A 23,652-nucleotide genomic window follows, 5' to 3' on the forward strand; every position below is an offset into this window, starting at 1 on the left:
GAAGTCCGGCGCTCAGCTGCGCAGCGCCGCCGCAACCTCTTCGACGACTTCCTTCCACGCACCGGGCCGCGGCTGCCGCACGAGCCGCGCCGACGGATACCACGGGCTGCGCGCTTCGCGCGTGAACCAGCGCCAGTCGGCGGCGAACGGCAGCATCAGCCAGAGCGGCTTGTCGAGCGCGCCCGCCAGGTGGGCGATGGCCGTGTCGACCGACACCACGGCGTCGAGTCGCTCGATGATCGCCGCCGTATCCGCGAAGTCGCGGATACGCTCATCGAAGCGATGAATGTTCTTCGCGCGCGGATGGGCGTCGAGCGCGGCGCGTTCGTCGTCGCCGAGTGCGGGCTGCAGCACGATCCAGTCGATGCCGTCGAGCGCGAACAGCGGTTCGAGCGCGGCCAGCGGCAGCGAGCGGTTTTCCTGACGCTGTGCGCGTCCCGACCACGCAAGGCCGATCTTGCGCTTCGCGTGGCCGCCGAGCGAGCCTCGCCAGGCGCGGCGCGATGCGGCAGGCGCATTCAGGTACGGCGTGCGCGCCGGAATCGTGTCCAGTTCGGTGCCGAGCGCGAGCGGCAGGCTCAACAGCGGGCATTGCAGGTCGGCGCGGGGCCGCGGCGCGCCTTGCGCAATCAGCGTGACGCGCCATTGTTGCGCCGTCGGTCCGAGCAGCGACAGTAGCTGTGGCTGCACTTCGAGCACGACGCGCGCGGCGCGCTGGGCCACCACCTCGACGAAACGCACGAATTGCAGCGTGTCGCCGAAACCCTGTTCGGCGTGCACGAGCAGCGTACGCCCGGCAATCGGCTCGCCGTTCCAGCGCGGCAGCGGCGTCGCGTCCGGCGGAAGCGGCGCGGTTTCCAGCCGCCATTCGTATTCGGGCAGACCGCGCTTGAAGTCGCCGAGCGTGAGCAGCGTCACGCCGCGATTCATATGCGCCATCGGCAGATCGGGCCGCAGCCGCAGCGCCTGTTCGAACGCGCGCAGGGCGGCGTCGTACGCGCCGAGGGCATGATGGGCGGCGCCGAGGCTCAGCCACGCGAGCGCGAAGTTCGGGTCGTGACCCACGGCGAGTTCGAAACGCGGCCGCGCTTCTTCGTGACGGCCGAGCGAGGCGAGCGCGTTGCCGAGGCCGAATAGCGCGGGCGGCAGGTTCGCCTGCAGTGCGAGGACGGCTTCGAACTCCGCAACGGCCTCATGGTGCTGTCCCGTCGCGTCCAGCGTATTGCCCAGGTTGAAGCGGGCGGCGACGAAGCGCGGCTCGATCTTGAGCGCCGCCCGGAAATGCGCGATTGCCTCCTTGGTCGAGCCGAGCGCATTGAGCGCCATGCCGATGTTGTTGTGCGCGCCGGCATGGCCGGGCCGCAGTTCGAGTGCGCGCCGGAACGAATCGACGGCTTCGCGGTGCCGGCCGAGCGCGTGCAGCGCATTGCCGAGATTGACGTGCGACGACGCGTCCATCGGCTGCAGGCGCAGTGATTTCTGGAACGCGTCGACGGCGTCTTCGTGGCGCCCGGCGAGCGCGTACGCATTGCCGAGGTTGTAATGCGCCATCGGAAACGTCGGCGCGAGCGTCAGCGCATTGCGAAAGCGTTCGATTGCCTGGTCGAGCCGGCCGAGCGCCTTCAGCGCGTTGCCGAGGTTCAGTTGCAGCGCGGCGTCCTGCGGGCGCAAATCCGCGGCGCGGCGCACGAGGTCGGCCGCTTCTTCGTGCTGGCCTTGCTGATGGCGCAGCACGCCAAGCAGATGCAGCGCATCGACGTGGACGGGATCGAGTTCGAGCGTGGCGCGATAGTCGCGCTCGGCGTCGGCGAGCCGTCCATCGCGATGCGCGCTGTAGGCGCGGTCGAAAACTGGATGCATGACGCAGGCGAGGGTGTGATGCAGGAAAACCCGCATTTTCCCATACTCGGCGCATGCCCCCCGACTTGACGCGGGCAGTGTTGCTCAATAACATATGAACATCTGTTCATATGTGTGTATCGACGCTGCGTCGATACGGGTGCCCTCCATGTCTACCGTGCTCTCTTTGAATGCCGACGACCGTGTCGTACAGATCGCCGATCTGTTCCGCCTGCTGGGCGACCCGACTCGCCTGCGCATCGTGCTCGCGTGCGTGGACGAGCGGCGCGCGGTGGGCGCGATCGCCGAATCGCTGAGTCTGTCGCCTTCGCTCGTCAGCCATCATCTGCGGCTGTTGCGCGCGGCGCGCATCGTACGCGCGGAGCGGCAGGGCAAGCAGGTTTTCTACGTCGCCGCCGACGGCCACATCAGCGGCATGCTGACCGACATGCTCGAGCACGTCGCGGAGCCCGTCAGCGAATCCGCCGCCGACCTCACGCAGGACCACGCATGAAATACACCGCCCATCAGACCAGCGAAACGACGGCGCAGCATCAGCCGAAGTCCGGCGCGCATGTGCACACGGACGCGTGCGATCACCCGGCGCACGACCACGACCACGACCACGCGCCCGAGGCGAGCCGCAAGGCAGCGCACGACCATCATCACGGGCATGGTCATCATCACCATCACGCGCCCGCGTCGGGCCATGGACGCGCGTTCGCGCTTGCCGTCGCGCTCAACATCACGATCGTCGTCGTGCAGGCGATCTACGGCGTGCTGGCCAATTCGACCGCGCTGCTCGCCGACGCCGGACACAATCTCTCCGACGTGCTTGGCCTGCTGCTCGCCTGGGGCGCCACCTGGCTCGCGACGCGTCGGCCTTCCGCGCGCTACACGTTCGGCCTGGGCGGCTCGTCGATTCTCGCCAGCCTGCTCAATGCCGGGCTGCTGCTGTTCGCGTGCGGCGTGATCGTCGCGGAAGCGGTCGGGAGGCTGATTCATCCGTCGCCTGTCGCGGGCCTCGACGTGTTCATCGTCGCGCTCGTCGGGATGCTCGTGAACGGTTTCTCGGCGTGGCTTTTCATGCGCGGCCAGGAAAGCGACCTGAACATTCGCGGCGCGTTTCTGCATATGGTTGCCGACGCGGCCGTCTCGGCCGCCGTCGCAATCAGCGGCCTTGTGATCCTTTTCAGCGGCTGGACGTGGCTCGACCCGGTGATGAGCATCGTGGTGGTTGCCGTGATCGTCTACGGCACGTGGGGCCTGTTGCGCGATTCCCTCAAGCTCGCGCTCAACGGCGTGCCGCCCGGCGTCGACCTGCAGAAGATTCGCGAGTACCTCGCCGCGCAGCCGGGCGTTACCGACGTGCACGACCTGCACGTGTGGGCGCTGTCGACGACGGGCAACGCGTTGTCCGTGCATCTCGTGATTCCGGACGGCCATCCCGGCGACAAGGTGATCGACGGAATCGTCGGCACGCTGCGCGCGGAGTTCGACATGCACCACGCGACGCTGCAGGTCGACATCGGCACGACGCAGCACCGCTGTTCGCTCGATCATTCGCCGCACGCGCACTGAGCGATATGCCGCTCGGGCGATGCGGGATTGATGCGGCGCGTCGTCGGCCGCACGGCTGCGAGCGGAACGCTCGGCGTACACTAGCGAGCATGTCCGACTGCGGAGGTCTGCATGACGGGTGCTTCCTTCGACGTACCGCCCGTGCTGATCGTCGGCGCGGGGCCGACGGGGCTGGCGGCAGCCATGAGTCTTGCGCGCGCCCAGGTGCCCGTGCGGCTCATCGACAAGGCGCCGCAACCCGACCCGCATTCGCGCGCGATCGGCATTCAGGCGCGCACGCTCGAACTGCTGGAGCAACATCGCCTCGTCGAACGGTTTCTTGAACTTGGTCATCGCGCGCGCACCGCGAATCTGTATTCGAACGGGCAGCGGCTGACGCGGCTCGATTTCGATCCGCTGCAAACGCGCTATCCGTATCTGCTGTTTCTCGATCAGTCCGTGACCGAGCGCCTGCTGACCGAGCATCTCGCGACGTTTGGCGTGCAGGTCGAACGCGGCGTCGAGCTGACGATGTTCGCGCAAGGCTCGGCGGGCATCAACGCAACGCTGCAACGCGCGGACGGTCATATCGAGACGCTGCATCCGTCGTACATGATCGCCGCCGACGGCGCGCACAGTGCGATTCGTCACCGGCTCGGCATGAGCTTCGCGGGCAAGACCTTCGAGCAGACCTTCCTGCTTGCCGACATCGAAGCGGATACCGGCTGGTCCGAAGACGAGTTTCATATCTTCGCGTCGGGCGCGGGCCTGGCGGCGCTCTTTCCGATGGGCAAGGGCCGGCATCGGCTGATTGCCGATCATCCCGCGATGCCGGACCGCGAACCGGCCGAGGCCGCGCCGCGCGGCGATCTGGCGCCACTCGCGTCGATTCCCGCGCCCACGCTTGACGAATGCCGGCTGATTGCGAAGAGCCGCATTCATCATCCCGTCGAACTGAGCAGCCTTTCCTGGTCCGGGTACTTTCACCTGAACAGCCGCATGGTCGAGCAACTGCGCGCGCAGCGCGTGTTCCTCGCGGGCGACGCTGCGCACGTGCACAGCCCTGCGGGCGCGCAGGGAATGAATACGGGCATTCAGGAAGCGTTCAATCTCGGCTGGAAAATCGCGCGGGTGCTGAAGGGCGACGCGCCTGACCGGCTGCTCGACACGTACCATCTCGAACGTCACCCGATCGAGCGCGACGTGCTGCGGCAGACGAGTTTCGTTACGCACATGGCGGAAGCGGACCACGGGCCGCTGAAATTGCTGCGCGAGCGCGTGATGCCGGTGCTTGCCGCACTGGGGCCGTTGCGCGATGCCGCGCGTCTCACTGTCAGCGAACTGTCGATTCAATACCGGCGCTCGCCTCTGACTTTGGAACGCATACTCGACGGCGGGCCGCGTGCGGGCGAACGTGCACCCGATGCGCTCGTGCATGTCGTCGATGGACCGTTGGGACGCGCGCCGGGGATCGGCTGTATTTTCGATTTGCACGACCCGGCGTTCTTCTCGCTGTTTCTGCTCGTCGATCCGCCGGAGGAACCGGGCATGGGCAACGGCAAAATGTTGTCATTGCATCGCAAGCCTGTGCGTGCTGCGGATCTCGAGCGTTTTGCTGCCGCTGTCGAAGAGTTGCTGCCGGGCGCGGTGCGCGTGTGGCGGGTGTCGGATGCGAACGGCGAGGGCGGCGGGCCGTCGCTGAGCGAATCGTTCGGGCGTACGCGGCCTTCGTTTTATCTGGTGCGGCCGGATGGATATGTGTGTGCGCGCGGTAGGCCTGGTTCTGATCTGAACGGGCTGTTGCGGCATTGTGAAGCGTGGTTCGCGAAGGGTGCGCCGGTTGAGCCGGCGGGGGGGTGATGGGTTTTTGTTTTTGTTTTTGTTGTTGTACTGGTTGGTATCGTGATTTGCTTTTGTGGCGGTGTTTGCGTTGTGACTTTTGGGGCGGACGGTTTTGGTTTGCTAGTGTTTGCGCTGGCATCCGCGATTCGTTATCTAGCTTCAAGCGTCGCCCCTGTGCGGGGCGGCACCTACTTTTCTTTGCCGCCGCAAAGAAAAGTAGGCAAAAGAAAGCGGCTCACACCGCCAATTCTTGACGTTTGCCCACGGGCCCCCAACGTCCCCACACTTCGCACGCCAGCGCCCCGGTTGCTGCCCGTTGCCAACGCTTCGAATGAACGCCTCACCCGCTTCAATTACCCGCACTCGTGCAGGCGGCAGCGAATGGTATGTGCCGCCCAGGTGGCAAACTGTGTGTAGGTTGTCGCGTCGTAAAGGGTGGCGCTCTTACCGGGTGGGACGCGTGCGCTATCGGTCCGGAGTGAAGCGTGTGGAGCACCGAAGGCCGACACACAGTTTGCCACCTGGGCGGCGGTGGGCTGTCTGGCGCGGCGTGCTGCGACGCGGGAGTGTGAAGCGGGTGAGGCGCTCATTCAGCGCGCTTGCAACGAACACGAATGACGTGATTGCCGTGTGAAGCGTAAGAACCTTTGGGGGCCCTCAGGCAAGAACTAGCGCTGGCGGTGTGAGCCGCTTTCTTTTGCCTACTTTTCTTTGCGGCGGCAAAGAAAAGTAGGTGCCGCCCCGCACAGGGGCGACGCGTGAAGCAAGCTAACGAATCGCGGATGCCAGCGCAAAGCCACCGCCAGCAACCCCCAAACCCAAACCCAAACCCAAACCCAAACAGATGAACGAAAAAAAGCGTCCGCATCGCTCCCGACACGAACGCCCAACTGCTGTTGCTACAACGTGAACCCCGCCGCCCGGCACCGGCAAACACCGCCCCTCAAGCGGCCGCCGCCGCCTTCGGCGTCAAATCCTCGCGATGCCTCACCAGCGCCTCACGCACCATTTCGTGCAGTTCCAGCTCGACACCTTCAGGATTCGCGTGAAGCGTCGCCAGAATCGAGCGCCGCATCCGCGGCTCCCAAAACCGCCGGATATGATCGGCAATACTGTCGATTGCCTCATCGCGGTCCGGCATCGACTCAAAGAAATCGCCAATGCGGTTCGCCATGTCGACCAGGTTATGTGCGTCCATTGCGTTGCCTCATTTACCGGAAGTCGTAGCCAGTTCGCGCTTGCGAAGATGCTCCAACTGCTCGTCGTTGAAGCGCGAGTATTCCTTCTGCCATTGCGACGGCTGCTCGACGGGCATCACCTGCACGGCCGTTACCTTGTACTCGGGGCAGTTGGTCGCCCAGTCGGAACTGTCCGTCGTAATCACGTTCGCACCGGACTCAGGGAAGTGGAACGTCGTGTAGACGACGCCCGGCTGCATCCGGTCCGCCACCTTCGCGCGCAACACCGTGTAACCCGCGCGCGATTCGATGCCGACCCAGTCGTCGTCCTTGATACCCCGATCTTCGGCGTCGTGCGGATGAATCTCCAGACGATCCTCGTCGTGCCACAGCGAGTTCTCCGTACGCCGCGTCTGCGCGCCGACGTTGTACTGCGACAGAATACGGCCCGTGGTCAGGATCAGCGGGAACTTCTGGTTGACCTTCTCCGGCGTCGCGACGTACTTCGTGATCACGAACTTGCCCTTGCCGCGCACGAACTCGTCGATGTGCATGGTCGGCGTGCCTTCCGGCGCGTTCTCGTTGCACGGCCACTGGATGCTGCCCAGCTTGTCGAGCTTCTCGTACGACACGCCGTGGAAAGTCGGCGTGAGACGCGCGATCTCGTCCATGATCTGCGACGGATGCGTGTAGTTCATCTCGTAGCCGAGCGCGCGGGCAAGCAGGATCGTCACTTCCCAATCCGAGTAGCCGGCGAGCGGCGGCATCACCTTGCGCACGCGCGAGATGCGGCGTTCGGCGTTGGTGAACGTGCCGTCCTTTTCAAGGAAGGTCGAGCCCGGCAGCAGCACGTGCGCATACTTCGCCGTTTCGTTCAGGAAGATGTCCTGCACGACGATGCATTCCATCGACGACAGCGCCGCGCCCACATGCTGCGTGTTCGGGTCCGACTGCACGATGTCTTCGCCCTGGCAATACAGGCCCATGAAGCTGCCGTGCAGCGCCGCATCGAACATGTTCGGGATGCGCAGGCCCGGTTCCGGCTGCAGCGTCACGCCCCATTCGCCTTCGAAGAGCGTGCGCGTCACCGTATCGCTGATATGGCGATAGCCCGGCAGTTCGTGCGGGAACGAACCCATGTCGCACGAGCCCTGCACGTTGTTCTGGCCGCGCAGCGGGTTCACGCCCACACCTTCGCGGCCGATGTTGCCCGTCGCCATCGCGAGGTTCGCGATGCCCATCACGGTGGTCGACCCCTGCGCGTGTTCCGTCACGCCGAGGCCGTAGTAGATCGCCGCGTTGCCGCCCGTCGCGTAGAGGCGCGCGGCTTCGCGCACCTGTTGCGCCGGCACGCCCGTCACGCTTTCCATCATCTCCGGCGAATTCTCCGGCAGCGCGACGAAATCCCGCCAGTGCTGGAATGCGCGCGTCTCGCAGCGCTCCGCGATGAACGCCTCGTTGAGCAGGCCTTCCGAGACGAGCACATGCGCGAGCGACGTGACCAGCGCGACGTTCGTGCCCGGACGCAGTTGCAGGTGATGCGTGGCCTTCACGTGCGCGGTATCGACGATGTCGATGCGGCGCGGATCGACGACGATCAGTTTCGCGCCCTGCCGCACACGCCGCTTCAGGCGCGAGCCGAACACCGGGTGGCCGTCGCTCGGGTTCGCGCCGATCACGATGATGACGTCGGATTTATCGACGGAAGCGAACGTCTGCGTGCCGGCGGATTCGCCGAGCGTTGTCTTCAGGCCGTAGCCCGTCGGCGAGTGGCAGACGCGCGCGCAGGTGTCGACGTTGTTGTTGCCGAACGCGGCGCGCACCAGCTTCTGCACCAGATACGTTTCTTCGTTCGTGCAGCGCGACGACGTGATGCCGCCGATCGAATCGCGGCCGTACTTCTCCTGGATGCGGCGGAATTCCGACGCCGCGTAGCTCAGCGCTTCTTCCCAGCTGACTTCGCGCCACGGATCGGTGATCTTCGCGCGGATCATCGGCTTCTTGATGCGGTCCTTGTGCGTCGCGTAGCCCCATGCGAAGCGGCCCTTCACGCACGCATGGCCTTCGTTCGCCTGGCCGTTCTTGTGCGGCACCATCCGCACCACGGTGTTGCCCTTCATCTCGGCCTTGAACGAGCAGCCGACGCCGCAGTACGCGCAGGTCGTCACGACGGAATGCTCGGCCTGGCCCAGCATCACGATGCTCTTTTCCGACAGCGTCGCGGTCGGGCACGCGGCGACGCAGGCGCCGCACGACACGCATTCCGAGTCCATGAACGGCTGGCTTTCGCTGGCGGCGACGCGCGATTCGAAGCCGCGTCCGGAGATGGTCAGCGCGAACGTGCCTTGCGTCTCTTCACAGGCGCGCACGCAGCGGTTACAGACGATGCACTTCGATGGGTCGTACGTGAAGTACGGGTTCGACTCGTCCTTCTTGTCCTTCAGGTGGTTCGCGCCGTCGAAGCCATAGCGCACTTCCCGCAGGCCCGTCACGCCCGCCATGTCCTGCAGTTCGCAATTGCCGTTGGCAGGGCAGGTGAGGCAGTCGAGCGGGTGATCGGAGATGTACAGCTCCATCACGTTGCGGCGCAGGCCCTGCAAACGGTCCGTTTGCGTGCGGACCTTCATGCCCGCTTCGACGGGCGTCGTGCACGACGCGGGATAACCGCGCCGTCCTTCGATCTCGACGAGACACAGACGGCACGAGCCGAACGGTTCGAGCGAATCGGTTGCGCACAGTTTCGGGATGTTGACGCCGGCCTCGGCGGCGGCGCGCATCACCGACGTGCCCGCGGGCACCGAGATCGTCTGGCCGTCGATTTCGAGCGTCACGTCGACGTCGGAATGACGCAGCGGCGTGCCGTAATCGGTATCGTCCATCGGGCCGCGTTCGTTGCGCAGCGCGCCCGCCTTGCAGGCACAGTTGCCGGAGCCGCAGCCGCCGGATTTGAAGGTGATCGGATCGGACATGTTGGGCTCCGTGGTCAAGCTGCCGCTTTCGGAATGGCGGTTTCGAGACCGAAGTCTTCGGGGAAATGGTCGAGGGCGGAGACGACAGGGAACGGCGTCATGCCGCCCATTGCGCACAGCGAACCCGACACCATCGTGTCGCACAGATCGCGCAGCAGTTGCACCTGCTTCGTCGACGTGTCGCCATTGCGAATCCGCTGGATCACTTCGACGCCGCGCGTCGAGCCGATCCGGCATGGCGTGCATTTGCCGCACGATTCGAGCGCGCAGAAGTGCATCGCGTATTGCGCGAGATCGGCGAGATTCGATGTGTCGTCGTGAATCACCAAGCCGCCGTGACCGACGACGGCGCCGACCTTCGCGTATTCCTCGTAGTCAAGCGGGATGTCCCACTGGCTCTCGGGCAAATACGTGCCGAGCGGGCCGCCCACCTGCACCGCGCGCGCCGGACGGCCGCTTGCCGTGCCGCCGCCGTAGTCGAACATCAGTTCGCGCAGCGTGCAGCCGAACGCGAGTTCGACCAGACCGCCGCGCTTCACGTTGCCCGCGACCTGGAACGGCAGCGTGCCGCGCGAGCGGCCCATGCCGAAGTCCTTGTAGAACGCCGCGCCCTTCGCGAAGATGATCGGCACCGTGGCGAGCGTGATCACGTTGTTGATCACGGTCGGCTTGCCGAACAGGCCTTCGAGCGCAGGCAGCGGCGGCTTCGCGCGCACGATGCCGCGCTTGCCTTCGAGCGATTCGAGCAGCGCCGTTTCCTCGCCGCACACATAGGCGCCCGCGCCCTTCGCGACGAACAGCTCGAAGCGATGTTCCGAGCCGAGCACGCTGTCGCCCAGCCAGCCGGCTGCGCGCGCCTTGGCGATAGCGGCTTCGAGCGTGGCGATCGAATGCGGATATTCGCTGCGCACGTAGATATGGCCGACGGTTGCGCCCGCCACGATGCCCGCGATGATCATCCCCTCGATCAGCACGAACGGATCGCTTTCCATCACGAGGCGGTCGGAGAACGTGCCCGAATCGCCTTCGTCCGCGTTGCAGACGATGTATTTCTGGTCGGCCCTGGCGGCGCGCACCGTGCGCCACTTGATGCCGGCCGGGAACGCGGCGCCGCCGCGGCCGCGCAGGCCGGATTCGATCAGCGCGTCGACGGCGGCGTCGCCGGACATCGCGAGTGCGTTGTACAGGCCGACGATGCCGCCGTTGGCGATGTAGTCGTCGGTCGAAAGCGGGTCGGTGATACCGATGCGCGCGAACGTCAGGCGCTGCTGCTTCTTCAGATACGGAATCTCGTCGACGACGCCGACATGCTTCGCGTGCGTCGCCTTGCCTTCGATAAAGCCCGCGTCGAACAGCGACTTCACATCGTCGGCTTCGACATTCGCGTAGCCGATACGGCCTTCGCTTGTCTGCACTTCGACGAGCGGTTCGAGATACAGCAGCCCGCGCGATCCATTACGCACGAGTTCGATTTCGATGCCGCGTGCTTTCGCTTCAGCGACGATGGCCGTGGCAAGTGCGTCCGCGCCGAGCGCCAGCGCCGACGAATCGCGGGGAACGTAGATGCGCGTCATACCGTTTCCTCCACACGTTTCATCGCCGCTGCGAGCAGCGCGTCGAACTTCTGCGGCGTCACTTTGGCGTGCAACTCGCCGTTGATCATCATTGCTGGCGACAGCGCGCATTGACCGAGGCAATACACCGATTCGAGGCCGACGGCGCCATCGCATGCGTGGTCATGGGCGTGATCGTGGTTGTGGGCCTCGTGCTTGTGCGCGTCGAAGCGGCAACCCGTGCGCGCCTCGATATGCTGGGCGAGCGCTTCCGTCCCCATGCTGCGGCACGCTTCCGCGCGGCACAGTTGCACCGTGACGGGCGCGGCAGGCGACTGACGGAAGTGGTGGTAGTAAGTGATGACACCATGCACTTCGGCCCGGGACAGGTTCATCGTCCGCGCGAGCGGCGCGACGGTGTCGGGCGGCACGAAGCCGACGTCGTCCTGAATGGCATGCAGTAGCGCAACCAGCGACATGCCGGGTCGTGCGTGGCGTTGCACGAGTTCGTCTGGCGCAATGGCGTTCGGTCGATCCACAGTGGGGCTCCTCCAAAGTCGATATATGCACTTGTTATTCATAACCCGCGCATCTATGCTTTGCTTGTTTGATATATCAATGCGAACGATAGGCGGGTGGATCGGCTTTCGCAATAGGAACTACGGCAACATATATGATTCGAATCGAATGCCAGGCGCAGCTTATTGTGCGGGACAGCAACGGCCAAACGTCCAGCCTGACTGACGCTGTGCCGTTACTGTCGCTTGTCGACCAGACGGGCAGCATCGCGCAGGCCGCTGCGCTTAAGGGTTTGTCCTACCGTCACGCATGGGGTTTGCTACGCGCCATCGAGACCCAACTGGGCGGGGCGCTAATCGAGAAAGAGCGCGGCCGCGGCTCCGCCCTCTCGGAACTCGGGCGAGCCGTGTTGCGCGCGCAACGACTTTGCGGCGAGCGTCTGGACGGCAACATGCAGGCGCTGGCGAGCGAGGTCGCCGCCGATCTGAACCGCTGGCTCGCGCCGCCCGCCGAAGACGTCCGCATTCATGCCTCGCATGGGTATGCGGTGGCGGCGCTGGTGACGGCGCTCGTCGCCGACGAAGTGCCCCTCGACATCAAATACCGCGACAGCGCCGAGGCGATCACCGCGCTCGCGCGCGGCGAGTGCGATCTGGCGGGCTTCCATCTGCCGCGCGGCGAGTTTCGCGCGGCATGCGCAGATAAGTATCGTCAGTGGCTCGATCCGCAGCGACATGTGCTCGTGCATCTGACGCGGCGCAAACAGGGGCTTTTTCTCGCGAAGGGCAATCCGAAGGGAATAGGCGGTCTGACCGACCTCGCACGCGACGACATCCGCTTCGTCAACCGGCAGCACGGCTCGGGGACGCGCATGTTGATCGATCTTGCGCTGCGGCGCGTCGGAGTCGATCCGGATCGCGTCAACGGCTATGCGTCGACTGAACTGACCCATTCGGCGATCGCCGCTTTTGTCGCGAGCGGAATGGCGGACGTCGGCTTCGGCGTGGAACCGGCGGCGCATCACTTCGGGCTCGACTTCATCCCGGTCGTCGACGAAGACTATTACTTTGCCTGCGACCGCGCGCGCCTGGAGCGCGAGCCGCTGACAACGGTGATGTCGGTGATGCGCGGCGACACTTTCCGGCAGAGTGTCGCGCATCTGGAGGGCTACGATCCCGGCGACTGCGGGAAACTGCTCGAACTGGAAGCAGGTCTGGAGGAGAGCGGGGCCTGACACACACGGCCCGCGGGACGTCCGGGCGTGCAGGGTAAGCGCCCGTAACAACGAATACGTCTGCAGACGCTGCGCCGCACGACGCTTTGCGCTAATCTCTACGCTTTCGTAATCCTGCCGCAATTGCGCGGCGCCCGTCTGCCGCACCGATTCGATATGAAATATCTCGTTCCCGCTTGCGCTGCCGCCCTCACGGCCGGCGCGTTGTTTGCCACGATGTCCGCTGCTTTCGCGCAGAATTCGCCGGGTGTGCCGGGCGGTATCCTCACCCAGGAGTTCAAGCTGAACGAGCATCCGCAGATGCCGTTCGGCGCATCCGCACCGTCGAAGAAATATCAGGGCGACAAGCCTTCGAAATTGCGCAAGCGCGGCGACAACGGCGATCCGAACGGCTGCAACCTGAAGTGCCCTGAAGATCAGTAAATGACGCAACGCACGCGGCGCCTTTCGGCGTCGTGTGCGTCGTCGAAACGGCTGGCCGGATTACGGCTTGGCCGTGTGCCATACGTCCTTGAAGCCGTCCCCCTTCATGTCGCCGGGCTTCTCGTCCTTCGCGAAGCGGTAGAGTGGCTTGTTTTTGTACGCCCATTGTTTCTGGCCATCCGCGCCGTCGATCACGGTCCAGTCGCCCGACGGCTTGTCGCCGGCGGCTGCTGCGGCGGCGGGCCATGCCGCGGCGCAACCGCCCGAGCACGCGCTTTTGCCTGGTGTCGTGTCCTTGTCGAAGGTGTAGAGCGTGCGGCCCTCTGCGTCGACGAAACGTCCGTCCATGGTTTTCGGCGGCGCGGCGAAGGCGGTCTGCTGCACGGCGAGCGCGGCGATGAGAAGGAGAATCTTGCGCATGATGCGGCTCCTGTTCTGACGTGTTGTGTATGGAGTTTATGCAATCGTTCGGTGAGTGCGCGTCTTAAATGCCTTGAATGTGCGCGCATCGAATAAACGGTTGGCGCGCATTGTTATTCCACGCGCTGTTGGTCGAAATGCGACCGGTGCATGTGTGCAGCAGGGCCCGTCTTGTTCGAGCGCGGGCTTTTTTCATCTCTCTTCGTTCTGGCCGGACGACGCTCTCGCTATCGCCGGGCGCCTAAAAGGGCGGCCACCGCGAACGGTATAATTCCCCTGATCTATCAAGAGGCAATGCAAATTGCATTGCGCCGGCCTGCATTGCTGGACACGGGCCGAGTGGCGAATTCAAGCCCTCGCATACGGGGAATGCCGAGAATGAAAATACTGCTGACCAACTTCCATACTGGTCGTGGAGGCGGTCACGACACGTACGTCGTGACTATTGCGCGCGCCTTGGCCGCGCGTCACGAAGTCTTCGTTGGTGCGCCGAAAACCAGCAGGCTGTTGCAGCATGCGAGCGGCGTCGCGAATATCCGTGCACTGCCGATCGAGTTTCCCGCCAAGCTCAAGGACCTCGGGCGCTTCGTCGGTGCGATCCGGCAACTGCGCGCGCTGCTCGAACGCGAGCGCTTCGATGTCGTTCATGTGAACGGTTCGCCCGATCATCGGCTCGTGCTGCTGGCGACGCTGTTCGCCTCGTTCAAGCGGCCGTATTGCGTGTACACCAAGCACAACACGATCCGCGTCAAGCGCGACTTCATGACGAAGCTCAAGGCGCGGCGCGCGACGCATCATGTGATCGCCGTGTCGAAGCCGGCAGCGCAACTGCTTGAAGGGTCCGTGTATGCGGATTGCGGCGTGTCGGTGATTCCGAACGGAGTCGACATTCATTTTTATGCGCCTTTCGACGACTACGCGGCCGCGCGCAGGCGCGACGCGCTGCTCGGGACCAGGCACGCCGGGAAGCTGGTGGTCGGCACGATTACCGGATTCGACTGGTACAAGGGGACGATGGACATGGTGGCGGCCGTCGCCGCGTTGCCCGAGGATTTGCGCAAACAGATCGTCCTGGTGGTGGTCGGCACGGAGCCCAATGACGAGCAGCGCAAGGTCATCGAAGCGCTGAACATGGACGAGCATCTGCTGATCAGCGGCTTTACGGACGACGTCCGCGACTACATCGCGACGTTCGATGCCGGCTTCATGGTGTCGCACGCGGTGGAAAGCAGTTCGTTTGCCTGCCGCGAGATGATGGCGATGGGCCGGCCGGTGCTCGTCACGCGGTACGCCAGCTTGCCTGAGAACGTCGATGACGACGTGGACGGCTGGATCGTCGAGCCGCGCGACACGCAGGCGATGACCGCGCGGCTGCGCGCGATGCTCGCGAACCGCAGCCAGTTACCCGCGATGGGACGAAACGCGCGCGCGAAAGCCGAGCGGGAGTTTTGCAACAGCAAGTTCATTCAGGAAACGGAAGAGGTGTACGAGCGCGCTGCAGCGTGACCGCTTTCGCCGTGCGAACGTATTGCGAGCGGCGCGAGGCCCGCGCAGCGTGATGCTGCCGCGGGCTTTATTTTTGCCGGGGAAGGGTATGTCGCGTGTGGTTATGGGCGGACGAGCGTCGCGCCGCAGGTCGTGATGTCGCCGATGTAGGCAATGCGCTTGCCGTTGTGCCGGCGTCGGCCGCTAGCGATGATCGGATATTTGCCGCCGCAGCGCGGACATGCGACCAGGTGACCGTCGAGCGCGATGGAGATACCTTCATCGGTCAGATCCGGCGTCGCCTCGACGATCTTGCCGCCGTGGTCGGTGATGTCACCGAGGCGGGCCATGATGAGTTCGTCTGTGTGGGTCAATTGTGCATCTCCCGTTTGGTTAGTTGTACTAGGCTGATAAGGCGTGCCGTCGGACTCGGAGGCGGCCGTCCATTTGACGTCAGGTCAACCGCAGTGACTATCAGAAAAGGTCGAAAACGGGGCGCGAACGAATGCGGAGTCGAGGAGAGCGTCAGCCGGGGCGACGTTGGCCAGTGTATGGAGCAGGCGCAGGTCGTGTTCGCGTACGGGTGATGGCAACAAAAAACCCGCAGAGCGCTTCGCTGTGCGGGTTTTCGTACTGCGGCATGCTGCGCCGTATTGAATATTGGTGGAGGCGGCGGGAATCGAACCCGCGTCCAGAAGTCCTCCACGACTAGTTCTACATGTTTAGTTCAGTCTTTTGATTTAACCGCAGCGACGCGAACGAACACGCTGCGCTACGGCGATTCACTAAATTTTCGACCCGGACGTCGTGACGCCGTCAAGGCTTAACTGACGTATATGACCTCTGTCGGTATTGCTACCGGTCTTGCGACACTAGCCCGTCAGTGAACTAGGCAGAGGACGGCGGCCCTTAGGCTGCCAGTGCGAACGTATCGTCGTTTGCAGTTACGTTTTTCCCATTGATTAACGAGGTGACGGGTCCTCGACATGCCCTAGCCGCTTCGCAACCCCTGTCGAAACCAGGTCGCCCCCACGGAAGGAATGAGCCACGCAGGCGGCTCACGTGATCATTTTACAGTAGCGGCGCTCGCGAGTCACGGCGAAACGAATGCGCGCGCCCGTAAGTGGCGAATCCGTCCGTCAACTGATGTCGCGCAGCAGGTTATGCAACTCGCCCGTGGTATTGACGACATGCTGGGCGTGCCATTGCGTCGGCGGAATGTCATTGCCGCAATACCCGTACGCCGCCGCGACCGTTACCATGCCGGCCGCAAAGCCCGCCTGCACATCGCGCAGATCGTCGCCGACATAGACGACGCGCTCCGGCGGCAGGTCCAGTTCCTTCGCGGCGTGGAACAGCGGCGCAGGATGGGGTTTCGAATGCGGTGTCGTATCGCCGCTCACGACGCAGCCCGCGCGCGCGCCCAGCCCAAGCTGGGCGACGAGCGGCTCCGTCAGCCGCGCGACCTTGTTCGTCACGATGCCCCAGCGCACGCCGCGCGCATCGAGATCATCGAGAATGTCACCAATGCCTGGGAACAGCAGCGTTTCGATGCAGAGATCCGCTTCGTAGTTTGCCAGGAACTCGTCGCGCATCGACGCGTAATCGTGATGGTCGGGGCCGATGCCGAAGGCGCCGCCGAGCAGCCCGCGCGCACCCGCTGACGCGAGCGGGCGCAACTGTTCCAGCGGCACCATCTCCAGACCGCGCTCATGGCGCATCTTGTTGACGGCAGCGGCGAGGTCGGGCGCGGTGTCGGCAAGCGTGCCGTCGAGGTCGAACAGAATGCCCTGGCAAAGACCGACCGATGCTTCTTCGTCTTCGCGCTGTGGCAGGGGCGTGGGATCGCTCATTGAGGTAGGCGCTGGATCAGGCTTCGCGACGGCACGCGAGCATGTAGTTGACGTCGGTATCGTTCGACACGCCGAAATGGCGCGTGAGCGGGTTGTAGGTGATGCCCTTGATTTCCACCGTGTGCAGGCCCGCCGCGCGCGCGAAGCCGGCCAGCTCCGACGGACGGATGAAGCGGGCGTAGTCGTGCGTGCCCTTCGGCAGCATGCGCGCTATGTACTCCGCGCCAACCACTGCAAACAGGTACGACTTCACATTGCGGTTGAGCGTCGAGAAGAACACCCAGCCGCCCGGCTTGACGAGCGTCTTGCACGCTTCCACGACCTTCGACGGATCGGGCACGTGCTCGAGCATTTCCATGCAGGTGACGACATCGAACGAGGCAGGTTCGCGGGCGGCCAGCGCCTCTGCGGCGATCTCCTCGTAATTTACCGTTACACCGCTTTCAAGGCTGTGAAGATCCGCGACGCCCAAAGCTTCATTGGAAAGGTCGATTCCCTTCACATCGGCGCCCAAAGTCGCCATCGACTCCGACAGAATCCCGCCGCCGCAGCCGATATCGAGCACGCGCTTGCCGGCGAGATGCGCGTGCGCGTCGATCCAGTTGAGCCGCACCGGATTCAGTTCGTGCAATGGTTTGAACTCGGCGTTCGGGTCCCACCAGCGATGCGCGAGATCGCTGAATTTCTGCAGTTCGTGGGGATCGGCATTGGTCATGACGGATGCGGCCTTGAGGGCGGGAAGGCGGGTGGATCGGAGAAACCCTGAGTATATAGGGCTGCGCATGGGGCGGCAAAACGCGCCGGGTCGCGCTTGCTGTGCGCCGTCGCGCGCACCGTGAGGCCGCGCGCGGGTGGGGCATAAAAAAAGCCCCGCCGAAGCGGGGCTTTAGATACTGCGCTGTTTTGTAGCTTACTGCTTCGAAGTACCGACAACTTCGACTTCCACGCGACGATCCGGTGCGAGGCAGGCGATGAGTTGCTTGCGGTTCTTCTGGTTGCAGCCCGTCGTGACCGGGTTGCGCTTGCCCTTGCCTTCCGTGTAGATACGGTTGGCTTCGATGCCCTTGCTGACGAGGTATGCCTTGACAGCTTGTGCACGGCGCAGCGACAGACGGTCGTTGTACTTGTCCGAACCGATGCGGTCGGTGTAGCCCGTGGCCACGACGACTTCCAGGTTCAGGCCTTGAATCTTCGATGCGAGATCGTCCAGCTTTTCCTTGCCAGCCGGCTTCAGAATTGCCTTGTCGAAGTCGAACAGCGTGTCAGCTTGATACGTGATCTTCTGGCTGGTGATGGCCGGAGCGACCGGTGCCGGAGGTGCCGGCGGCGTCGGTGCTTGTGCGACCAGTGCGCCATCGCACTTTGCGTTAGCCGTTGCCGGCGTCCAGAACGCGTCGCGCCAGCAAAGCTCATTCGTGCCGTTCATCCACACGTATTCGCCGGTGCCGTTCACCCAGTTGTCATTCGTGGCTTGTCGCGACGCCGGCACCGACTGTGCCATAGCGGATGCAGCCATAACTGCGGTAGCTGCAATGAACGCGAGCTTTGAAAGTTTATTCATATTTCTCCTCTCGAAATTGAGATTACCGCAGGTTTACTGCGAGCCTGTTGACAAAGACCAGTCATACATTGCTCGAAGTATAACATCGGTGCGGAACAAAAGACGCTGTGCGTAGACTTCGAGCAGTGTCTAACTTTGTGCGTTGGCATTTTGCCATATCGTTCCCTTCCGACGATAAAAAAATCCGCCCCCTATTCATACGCCCGGTCGAATGTGGTGCATGCGCAACAAAAGGTGTCAAGTTCGTCAAGAGCCCGCCGGAGGCGGTTTCGGGCGGCTTGCGAGGGAGCATTTTTCGGGCCTGGTCACCACGCGTGCGAGGCGCTTCCAGGTGCCGTTTTCGCGCGTCCCACTAATAGGTATACGCATGTCGCCGGGAGCGGATGCGGTGCATGGTAGAATCGCGTGATGCGCTGCGCTCGCAGATGCATAGGGGTAGGCCCAAGCGGTGGGGTGAAGAACGCGTTTCCCTCATCGTCTTCGCGCGTAAACGATACGGACAATGGATCAATTCGCCAAAGAGACTCTACCAATCTCCCTAGAGGAGGAAATGCGCCGCTCGTATATCGAGTACGCAATGAGCGTGATTGTAGGGCGCGCGCTTCCCGATGTCCGCGATGGTCTCAAGCCGGTTCACCGGCGCGTGCTGTACGCCATGCACGAACTGAACAACGACTGGAACCGGGCGTACAAGAAGTCGGCGCGTATCGTCGGCGATGTGATCGGTAAGTACCACCCGCACGGCGATTCGGCCGTATACGACACGATCGTCCGCATGGCGCAGGACTTTTCGCTGCGCTACATGCTCGTCGACGGACAAGGCAATTTCGGATCGGTCGACGGCGACAACGCCGCGGCGATGCGTTACACCGAAATCCGCATGGCCAAGATCGGCCATGAACTGCTCGCCGACATCGACAAGGAAACGGTCGACTTCCAGCCGAACTACGACGGCAGCGAAAACGAGCCGACCATTCTGCCCGCGCGCATTCCGAACCTGCTGATCAACGGCTCGTCGGGCATTGCCGTCGGCATGGCGACGAACATCCCGCCGCACAATCTGACCGAAATCGTCGACGCCTGCCATCACCTGCTGAAGAATCCCGAAGCGACGATCGACGAGCTGATCGAGATCGTGCCGGCGCCGGATTTTCCGACGGCAGGCATCATCTATGGCGTCGCCGGCGTGCGCGACGGCTACCGCACGGGGCGCGGGCGCGTCGTGATGCGCGCGGCCACGCACTTCGAAGAGATCGATCGCGGCCAGCGCATGGCGATCATCGTCGACGAACTGCCGTATCAGGTGAACAAGCGTTCGCTGCTCGAGCGGATCGCCGAGCTCGTGAATGAGAAAAAGCTGGAAGGCATCTCGGACATTCGCGACGAATCCGACAAGAGCGGCATGCGCGTCGTGATCGAGCTGAAGCGCGGCGAAGTACCTGAGGTGATTCTCAACAATCTCTACAAGGCGACGCAGCTCCAGGACACGTTCGGCATGAACATGGTCGCGCTGGTCGACGGTCAGCCGAAGCTGCTGAACCTGAAGGAAATGCTGTCGCATTTCCTGTCGCACCGACGCGAAGTCCTGACGCGGCGCACCGTATACGAACTGCGCAAGGCCCGCGAACGCGGCCATGTGCTCGAAGGTCTCGCGGTTGCGCTTGCCAACATCGACGATTTCATCGCGATCATCAAGGCCGCGCCGACGCCGCCTATCGCGAAGCAGGAGTTGATGGACCGCTCGTGGGATTCGTCGATCGTGCGGGAAATGCTGCAACGCGCGGAGACGGACAACGCGTCGTCGGGCGGCCGCACTGCGTACCGGCCGGAAGGCCTGAATCCGGCGTACGGCATGCAGCCCGACGGGCTTTATCGTCTGTCGGACACGCAGGCGCAAGAAATTCTGCAGATGCGCCTGCAACGCCTGACGGGTCTCGAGCAGGACAAGATCCTCGGCGAGTACCGCGACGTGATGGCGCAAATCGCCGACCTGCTGGATATCCTGGCCCGTCCCGAGCGCATAACTTCGATCATCTTCGACGAACTCACATCGATCAAGAGCGAATTTGGCGACGAACGCCGTTCGCGGATCGAGATGAACGCGACTGAGCTGAACACCGAAGACCTCATCACGCCGCAAGACATGGTCGTGACGATGTCGCACTCCGGTTATGTGAAATCGCAGCCGTTGTCCGAATATCGCGCCCAGAAGCGCGGAGGTCGCGGCAAGCAGGCGACCCAGATGAAGGAAGACGACTGGATCGACACGCTCTTCATCGCGAACACGCATGACCACATCCTGTGCTTCTCGAACCGCGGCCGCGTTTACTGGCTGAAGGTGTACGAGGTGCCGCAAGGTTCGCGCAATTCCCGCGGCCGCCCGATCGTCAACATGTTCCCGCTGCAGGACGGCGAGAAGATCACCGTCGTGCTGCCCGTCAAGGAATTTTCGGCTGACAAGTTCGTTTTCATGGCGACGGCGCTGGGCACGGTCAAGAAGACGCCGCTTGAAGCATTCAGCCGCCCGTTGAAGAAGGGCATCATCGCGGTCGGTCTGGACGACGGTGATTACCTGATCGGCGCGGCGATCACCGACGGCGAGCATGACGTGATGCTGTTCTCGGATTCGGGCAAGGCTGTGCGCTTCGACGAGAACGACGTTCGTCCGATGGGCCGTGAAGCGCGCGGCGTGCGTGGCATGCAGCTCGAAGACGGTCAGCAGGTGATTGCGCTGCTCGTCGCGGGCGACGAACAGGAGTCGGTGCTGACGGCCACGGAAAACGGCTACGGCAAGCGCACCCCGATCACGGAATACACGCGCCACGGCCGCGGCACGAAGGGCATGATCGCGATTCAGACGTCCGAGCGTAACGGCAAGGTGGTCGCCGCGACGCTGGTCGACGCGGACGCGCAGATCATGCTGATCACGAATACGGGCGTGCTGATCCGCACGCGTGTGTCGGAAATTCGAGAAATGGGCCGCGCTACGCAAGGTGTTACACTCATCAGCCTTGATGAAGGCACCAAGCTTTCCGGTCTGCAGCAGGTTGCTGAAGCGGAAGCAGACGTGGACGGCGACGCCGACGCGCCTGCGGACGAAGCGGGCGGCGACGATAACGAAGCGTCGTAATCTGTAGCGAAGCTTCTCAAGTAATGCGTAAAGCCGCGCGGGCATGTTGAGCGCATCGGGCCGATGCGCCGCCTGCGCGGCGAAGCAGTTAGGTTAATTTCTCTTAGGGAGTAGTGATGCAAAAACGTTTCAAGCAGTTGATGGTTCTGGCCGCTTTCGTCCCGACCCTCGCGATGGCGCAAGCGCTGCAAACCCAGCAGCCGGCTCCGGCTGCCCCGGCAGCTGCGGCCCCCGTCGACCCGGCGAAGCAGGCTGCCATCAAGAATCTGCTCGACGCGATCGACGCACAGAAGCTGGTCGGCGCAATCGGCAATAGCGCGCAGATGCAGGCAAAGCAGCTGGTCCCGGCCATCCTGTCGGACGCGCTGTCGGAAAACAAGACGATGACGGACAAGCAAAAGCAGGCTTCCGTTCCGTCGCTGCAGAAGAATGCCGTGCCGAAGCTGGTTGACTCGGCAGGTCAGGTTTTCGCAACGGACGCATTCAAGCAGGACGCGATGCAAGCTCAATACGACGCTTATGCGAAGTACTACAGCACGCAGGAAATCAACGATCTGACCGCGTTCTACAAGAGCCCGACGGGCCGCAAGTTCATCCAGGTTCAAGACCAGGTTGGCCGCGACGTCGTGAACGGTCTGATGCAGAAGTACATGCCGCAATCGATCAAGGCAACGCGCGATCAGGCTGACAAGGAAGTCGCTTCCGTCAAGCCGGCGAAGTAAGCAGGTCGAACGAGGCTGAACGGCGCGCGATGCGCCTGCCACGGGTGATGTGAGAGGGAAGGCGTTAATTCCCTTGAAACGCCGGGGTTTGGCGGGTTTCGAGCGTCAATGCGATAATGGCCGTTTGCGCTTGCGCGCAGACGGCCATTTTCTTTCAGGCGCGGTTTTCGGCTCTTTCCCATGCCGCGTGCCTGCTTCCCAGGGTTCTCACGATGCGCGTCTTCAATTTCTCCGCCGGTCCTGCGGCCATGCCCGAAGAAGTGCTGCGTCAGGCAGCCGACGAAATGCTTGATTGGCGCGGCAGCGGCATGAGCGTGATGGAAATGAGCCATCGCGGCAAAGAGTTCATGGCAATCCATGAAGAGGCGCTGACCGATCTGCGCGACTTGCTGCAGGTGCCCGCGAGCCATCAGATTCTCTTCCTGCAAGGCGGCGGGCTCGGCGAAAACGCAATCGTGCCGATGAACCTGATGGGCCGCAAGGCGCGCGCGGACTTCGTCGTGACCGGCTCCTGGTCGCAGAAGTCGTTCAAGGAAGCTCAGAAATACGGCGCGGCGCATATCGCGGCGAGCGGCGAAACGGCCGAAGGCTTCACCCGCGCGCCGGCGCGCGCCGAGTGGAACCTGTCCGACGATCCCGCCTACGTGCACCTTTGCACGAACGAAACGATCCACGGCGTCGAGACGTTTGAAATTCCCGATCTCGGCGATATTCCGCTCGTTGCCGACGCGTCGTCGCATATCCTGTCGCGCCCGATGGACATCGCCAAATATGGCGTGCTGTTCGGCGGCGCGCAGAAGAATATCGGCATGGCGGGCGTGACCGTCGTGATCGTGCGCGAGGATCTGCTGGACCGTTCGATGACCGTGTGTCCGTCGGCATTCGAATGGAAGACGGTCGCGCTGAACAATTCGATGTACAACACGCCGCCCACTTATGCGATCTACATCGCAGGGCTGGTGTTCAAGTGGCTGAAGAAGCAGGGCGGGTTGACCGCGATCGAGGCACGCAACGTCGAAAAGGCGAAGCTGCTGTACGACACGATCGATTCATCGAGCTTCTATCTGAACAAGGTAGAGCGCAACGCGCGGTCGCGGATGAACGTACCGTTCTTCCTCGCCGACGAGTCGCGCAATGAAGATTTCCTGGCCGGCGCGAAAGCGCGCGGGCTGGTGCAGCTGAAGGGCCACAAGTCCGTCGGCGGCATGCGGGCGTCGATTTACAACGCGGTGCCGCTCGAAGGCGTCAAAGCGCTTGTCGAGTACATGAGGGAATTCGAACAGCGCAGCGCGTGATCATTCCCGTCGCAGCGCGCGCATCTTCTCCGAACTGGCCCCATACAGGACTCGTAGCGGTCCTTTAGA

The 23,652-nt window shown here is 63.4% G+C and carries 19 protein-coding genes and 1 other RNA gene; 9 read left to right on the forward strand and 11 right to left on the reverse strand.

Annotated elements, in window-relative coordinates; all coding sequences use genetic code 11:
• Positions 1 to 12: 12 nt before the first annotated feature.
• On the reverse strand, positions 13 to 1,860 hold the full coding sequence (locus tag C2L66_RS04050; protein ID WP_060601836.1) for a tetratricopeptide repeat protein: 1,848 nt from the start codon (positions 1,858 to 1,860) through the stop codon (positions 13 to 15).
• 148 nt (positions 1,861 to 2,008) lie between these two features.
• Between C2L66_RS04050 and C2L66_RS04055 the strand changes: the two genes are divergently transcribed.
• The 3 genes from C2L66_RS04055 to C2L66_RS04065 all read left to right on the forward strand — a co-directional run bounded on the left by C2L66_RS04055 (position 2,009) and on the right by C2L66_RS04065 (position 5,259).
• On the forward strand, positions 2,009 to 2,353 hold the full coding sequence (locus C2L66_RS04055; RefSeq protein WP_054934060.1) for an ArsR/SmtB family transcription factor: 345 nt from the start codon (positions 2,009 to 2,011) through the stop codon (positions 2,351 to 2,353).
• Complete coding sequence (locus C2L66_RS04060) at positions 2,350 to 3,420, forward strand: cation diffusion facilitator family transporter (protein ID WP_060601834.1); 1,071 nt, start codon at positions 2,350 to 2,352, stop codon at positions 3,418 to 3,420. Before C2L66_RS04055 ends, C2L66_RS04060 begins: the two co-directional genes overlap by 4 nt.
• Positions 3,421 to 3,531: 111 nt before the next feature.
• The gene (locus C2L66_RS04065) at positions 3,532 to 5,259 is read left to right on the forward strand and encodes an FAD-dependent monooxygenase (RefSeq protein WP_062915161.1); all 1,728 of its coding nucleotides are present in this window, start codon (positions 3,532 to 3,534) and stop codon (positions 5,257 to 5,259) included.
• Positions 5,260 to 6,184: 925 nt separating this feature from the next.
• Here C2L66_RS04065 and C2L66_RS04070 read toward each other — a convergent pair.
• The 4 genes from C2L66_RS04070 to C2L66_RS04085 are packed head-to-tail and all read right to left on the reverse strand — an operon-like array spanning position 6,185 to position 11,480.
• Entirely contained in the window at positions 6,185 to 6,439 is a 255-nt protein-coding gene (locus C2L66_RS04070; protein WP_054934063.1) for a formate dehydrogenase subunit delta, read from the reverse strand.
• Between the two features lie 9 nt (positions 6,440 to 6,448).
• A complete protein-coding gene (gene fdhF, locus C2L66_RS04075; protein WP_054934092.1) occupies positions 6,449 to 9,388 on the reverse strand; it encodes a formate dehydrogenase subunit alpha in 2,940 nt (979 codons plus the stop codon).
• Between the two features lie 14 nt (positions 9,389 to 9,402).
• On the reverse strand, positions 9,403 to 10,962 hold the full coding sequence (locus C2L66_RS04080; RefSeq protein WP_060601828.1) for a formate dehydrogenase beta subunit: 1,560 nt from the start codon (positions 10,960 to 10,962) through the stop codon (positions 9,403 to 9,405).
• On the reverse strand, positions 10,959 to 11,480 hold the full coding sequence (locus tag C2L66_RS04085) for an NAD(P)H-dependent oxidoreductase subunit E (RefSeq protein ID WP_054934065.1): 522 nt from the start codon (positions 11,478 to 11,480) through the stop codon (positions 10,959 to 10,961). Before C2L66_RS04085 ends, C2L66_RS04080 begins: the two co-directional genes overlap by 4 nt.
• A gap of 134 nt (positions 11,481 to 11,614) precedes the next feature.
• On the opposite strand from C2L66_RS04085, the gene C2L66_RS04090 reads away from it, so the two are divergent.
• Both C2L66_RS04090 and C2L66_RS04095 read left to right on the forward strand, forming a co-directional pair.
• Complete coding sequence (locus tag C2L66_RS04090; RefSeq protein ID WP_054934066.1) at positions 11,615 to 12,694, forward strand: substrate-binding domain-containing protein; 1,080 nt, start codon at positions 11,615 to 11,617, stop codon at positions 12,692 to 12,694.
• Positions 12,695 to 12,850: 156 nt separating this feature from the next.
• A complete protein-coding gene (locus C2L66_RS04095) occupies positions 12,851 to 13,117 on the forward strand; it encodes a hypothetical protein (protein ID WP_054934067.1) in 267 nt (88 codons plus the stop codon).
• Positions 13,118 to 13,177: 60 nt separating this feature from the next.
• On the opposite strand, the gene C2L66_RS04100 is transcribed toward C2L66_RS04095, so the two are convergent.
• Positions 13,178 to 13,537 (reverse strand): COG4315 family predicted lipoprotein, encoded by a 360-nt coding sequence (locus C2L66_RS04100; RefSeq protein ID WP_054934068.1) that lies wholly within the window; start codon positions 13,535 to 13,537, stop codon positions 13,178 to 13,180.
• A 378-nt stretch (positions 13,538 to 13,915) separates the two neighbouring features.
• On the opposite strand from C2L66_RS04100, the gene C2L66_RS04105 reads away from it, so the two are divergent.
• Positions 13,916 to 15,043: a glycosyltransferase family 4 protein gene (locus tag C2L66_RS04105; protein WP_060601825.1), complete on the forward strand. Its 1,128-nt coding sequence runs from the start codon at positions 13,916 to 13,918 to the stop codon at positions 15,041 to 15,043.
• Positions 15,044 to 15,144: 101 nt separating this feature from the next.
• On the opposite strand, the gene C2L66_RS04110 is transcribed toward C2L66_RS04105, so the two are convergent.
• The 5 genes from C2L66_RS04110 to ompA form a co-directional block, all read right to left on the reverse strand.
• A complete protein-coding gene (locus tag C2L66_RS04110) occupies positions 15,145 to 15,396 on the reverse strand; it encodes a PAAR domain-containing protein (protein ID WP_054934070.1) in 252 nt (83 codons plus the stop codon).
• A gap of 287 nt (positions 15,397 to 15,683) precedes the next feature.
• Positions 15,684 to 16,053, reverse strand: a transfer-messenger RNA (tmRNA) gene (gene ssrA, locus C2L66_RS04115).
• A gap of 108 nt (positions 16,054 to 16,161) precedes the next feature.
• Entirely contained in the window at positions 16,162 to 16,875 is a 714-nt protein-coding gene (locus C2L66_RS04120) for an HAD family hydrolase (RefSeq protein ID WP_060601823.1), read from the reverse strand.
• A 16-nt stretch (positions 16,876 to 16,891) separates the two neighbouring features.
• Entirely contained in the window at positions 16,892 to 17,590 is a 699-nt protein-coding gene (ubiG, locus tag C2L66_RS04125) for a bifunctional 2-polyprenyl-6-hydroxyphenol methylase/3-demethylubiquinol 3-O-methyltransferase UbiG (RefSeq protein ID WP_054934072.1), read from the reverse strand.
• 195 nt (positions 17,591 to 17,785) lie between these two features.
• Positions 17,786 to 18,436, reverse strand: a complete 651-nt coding sequence (gene ompA / locus C2L66_RS04130) for an outer membrane protein OmpA (protein WP_007576432.1) — start codon at positions 18,434 to 18,436, stop codon at positions 17,786 to 17,788.
• A gap of 502 nt (positions 18,437 to 18,938) precedes the next feature.
• Here ompA and gyrA point away from each other — a divergent pair.
• The 3 genes from gyrA (at position 18,939) to serC (ending at position 23,583) form a co-directional block, all read left to right on the forward strand.
• On the forward strand, positions 18,939 to 21,566 hold the full coding sequence (gene gyrA / locus C2L66_RS04135) for a DNA gyrase subunit A (RefSeq protein ID WP_082434013.1): 2,628 nt from the start codon (positions 18,939 to 18,941) through the stop codon (positions 21,564 to 21,566).
• A gap of 116 nt (positions 21,567 to 21,682) precedes the next feature.
• Positions 21,683 to 22,288: a DUF2059 domain-containing protein gene (locus C2L66_RS04140; RefSeq protein WP_054934074.1), complete on the forward strand. Its 606-nt coding sequence runs from the start codon at positions 21,683 to 21,685 to the stop codon at positions 22,286 to 22,288.
• Positions 22,289 to 22,500: 212 nt separating this feature from the next.
• Positions 22,501 to 23,583 carry a 3-phosphoserine/phosphohydroxythreonine transaminase gene (serC, locus tag C2L66_RS04145; RefSeq protein WP_035990040.1) on the forward strand — a complete coding sequence of 361 codons (1,083 nt, stop codon included), beginning with the start codon at positions 22,501 to 22,503 and terminating at the stop codon, positions 23,581 to 23,583.
• The last annotated feature ends 69 nt before the right edge of the window (positions 23,584 to 23,652 follow it).

The organism is Paraburkholderia caribensis (assembly GCF_002902945.1).
Taxonomy (GTDB): domain Bacteria; phylum Pseudomonadota; class Gammaproteobacteria; order Burkholderiales; family Burkholderiaceae; genus Paraburkholderia; species Paraburkholderia caribensis.

Coding starts and splice junctions, on each gene's coding strand:
- C2L66_RS04050 (WP_060601836.1), bottom strand. CDS start 1,860: ATGCATCCAGTTTTCGACCGCGCCTACAGCGCGCATCGCGATGGACGG.
- C2L66_RS04055 (WP_054934060.1), top strand. CDS start 2,009: ATGTCTACCGTGCTCTCTTTGAATGCCGACGACCGTGTCGTACAGATC.
- C2L66_RS04060 (WP_060601834.1), top strand. CDS start 2,350: ATGAAATACACCGCCCATCAGACCAGCGAAACGACGGCGCAGCATCAG.
- C2L66_RS04065 (WP_062915161.1), top strand. CDS start 3,532: ATGACGGGTGCTTCCTTCGACGTACCGCCCGTGCTGATCGTCGGCGCG.
- C2L66_RS04070 (WP_054934063.1), bottom strand. CDS start 6,439: ATGGACGCACATAACCTGGTCGACATGGCGAACCGCATTGGCGATTTC.
- fdhF (WP_054934092.1), bottom strand. CDS start 9,388: ATGTCCGATCCGATCACCTTCAAATCCGGCGGCTGCGGCTCCGGCAAC.
- C2L66_RS04080 (WP_060601828.1), bottom strand. CDS start 10,962: ATGACGCGCATCTACGTTCCCCGCGATTCGTCGGCGCTGGCGCTCGGC.
- C2L66_RS04090 (WP_054934066.1), top strand. CDS start 11,615: ATGATTCGAATCGAATGCCAGGCGCAGCTTATTGTGCGGGACAGCAAC.
- C2L66_RS04095 (WP_054934067.1), top strand. CDS start 12,851: ATGAAATATCTCGTTCCCGCTTGCGCTGCCGCCCTCACGGCCGGCGCG.
- C2L66_RS04100 (WP_054934068.1), bottom strand. CDS start 13,537: ATGCGCAAGATTCTCCTTCTCATCGCCGCGCTCGCCGTGCAGCAGACC.
- C2L66_RS04105 (WP_060601825.1), top strand. CDS start 13,916: ATGAAAATACTGCTGACCAACTTCCATACTGGTCGTGGAGGCGGTCAC.
- C2L66_RS04120 (WP_060601823.1), bottom strand. CDS start 16,875: ATGAGCGATCCCACGCCCCTGCCACAGCGCGAAGACGAAGAAGCATCG.
- ubiG (WP_054934072.1), bottom strand. CDS start 17,590: ATGACCAATGCCGATCCCCACGAACTGCAGAAATTCAGCGATCTCGCG.
- ompA (WP_007576432.1), bottom strand. CDS start 18,436: ATGAATAAACTTTCAAAGCTCGCGTTCATTGCAGCTACCGCAGTTATG.
- gyrA (WP_082434013.1), top strand. CDS start 18,939: ATGGATCAATTCGCCAAAGAGACTCTACCAATCTCCCTAGAGGAGGAA.
- C2L66_RS04140 (WP_054934074.1), top strand. CDS start 21,683: ATGCAAAAACGTTTCAAGCAGTTGATGGTTCTGGCCGCTTTCGTCCCG.
- serC (WP_035990040.1), top strand. CDS start 22,501: ATGCGCGTCTTCAATTTCTCCGCCGGTCCTGCGGCCATGCCCGAAGAA.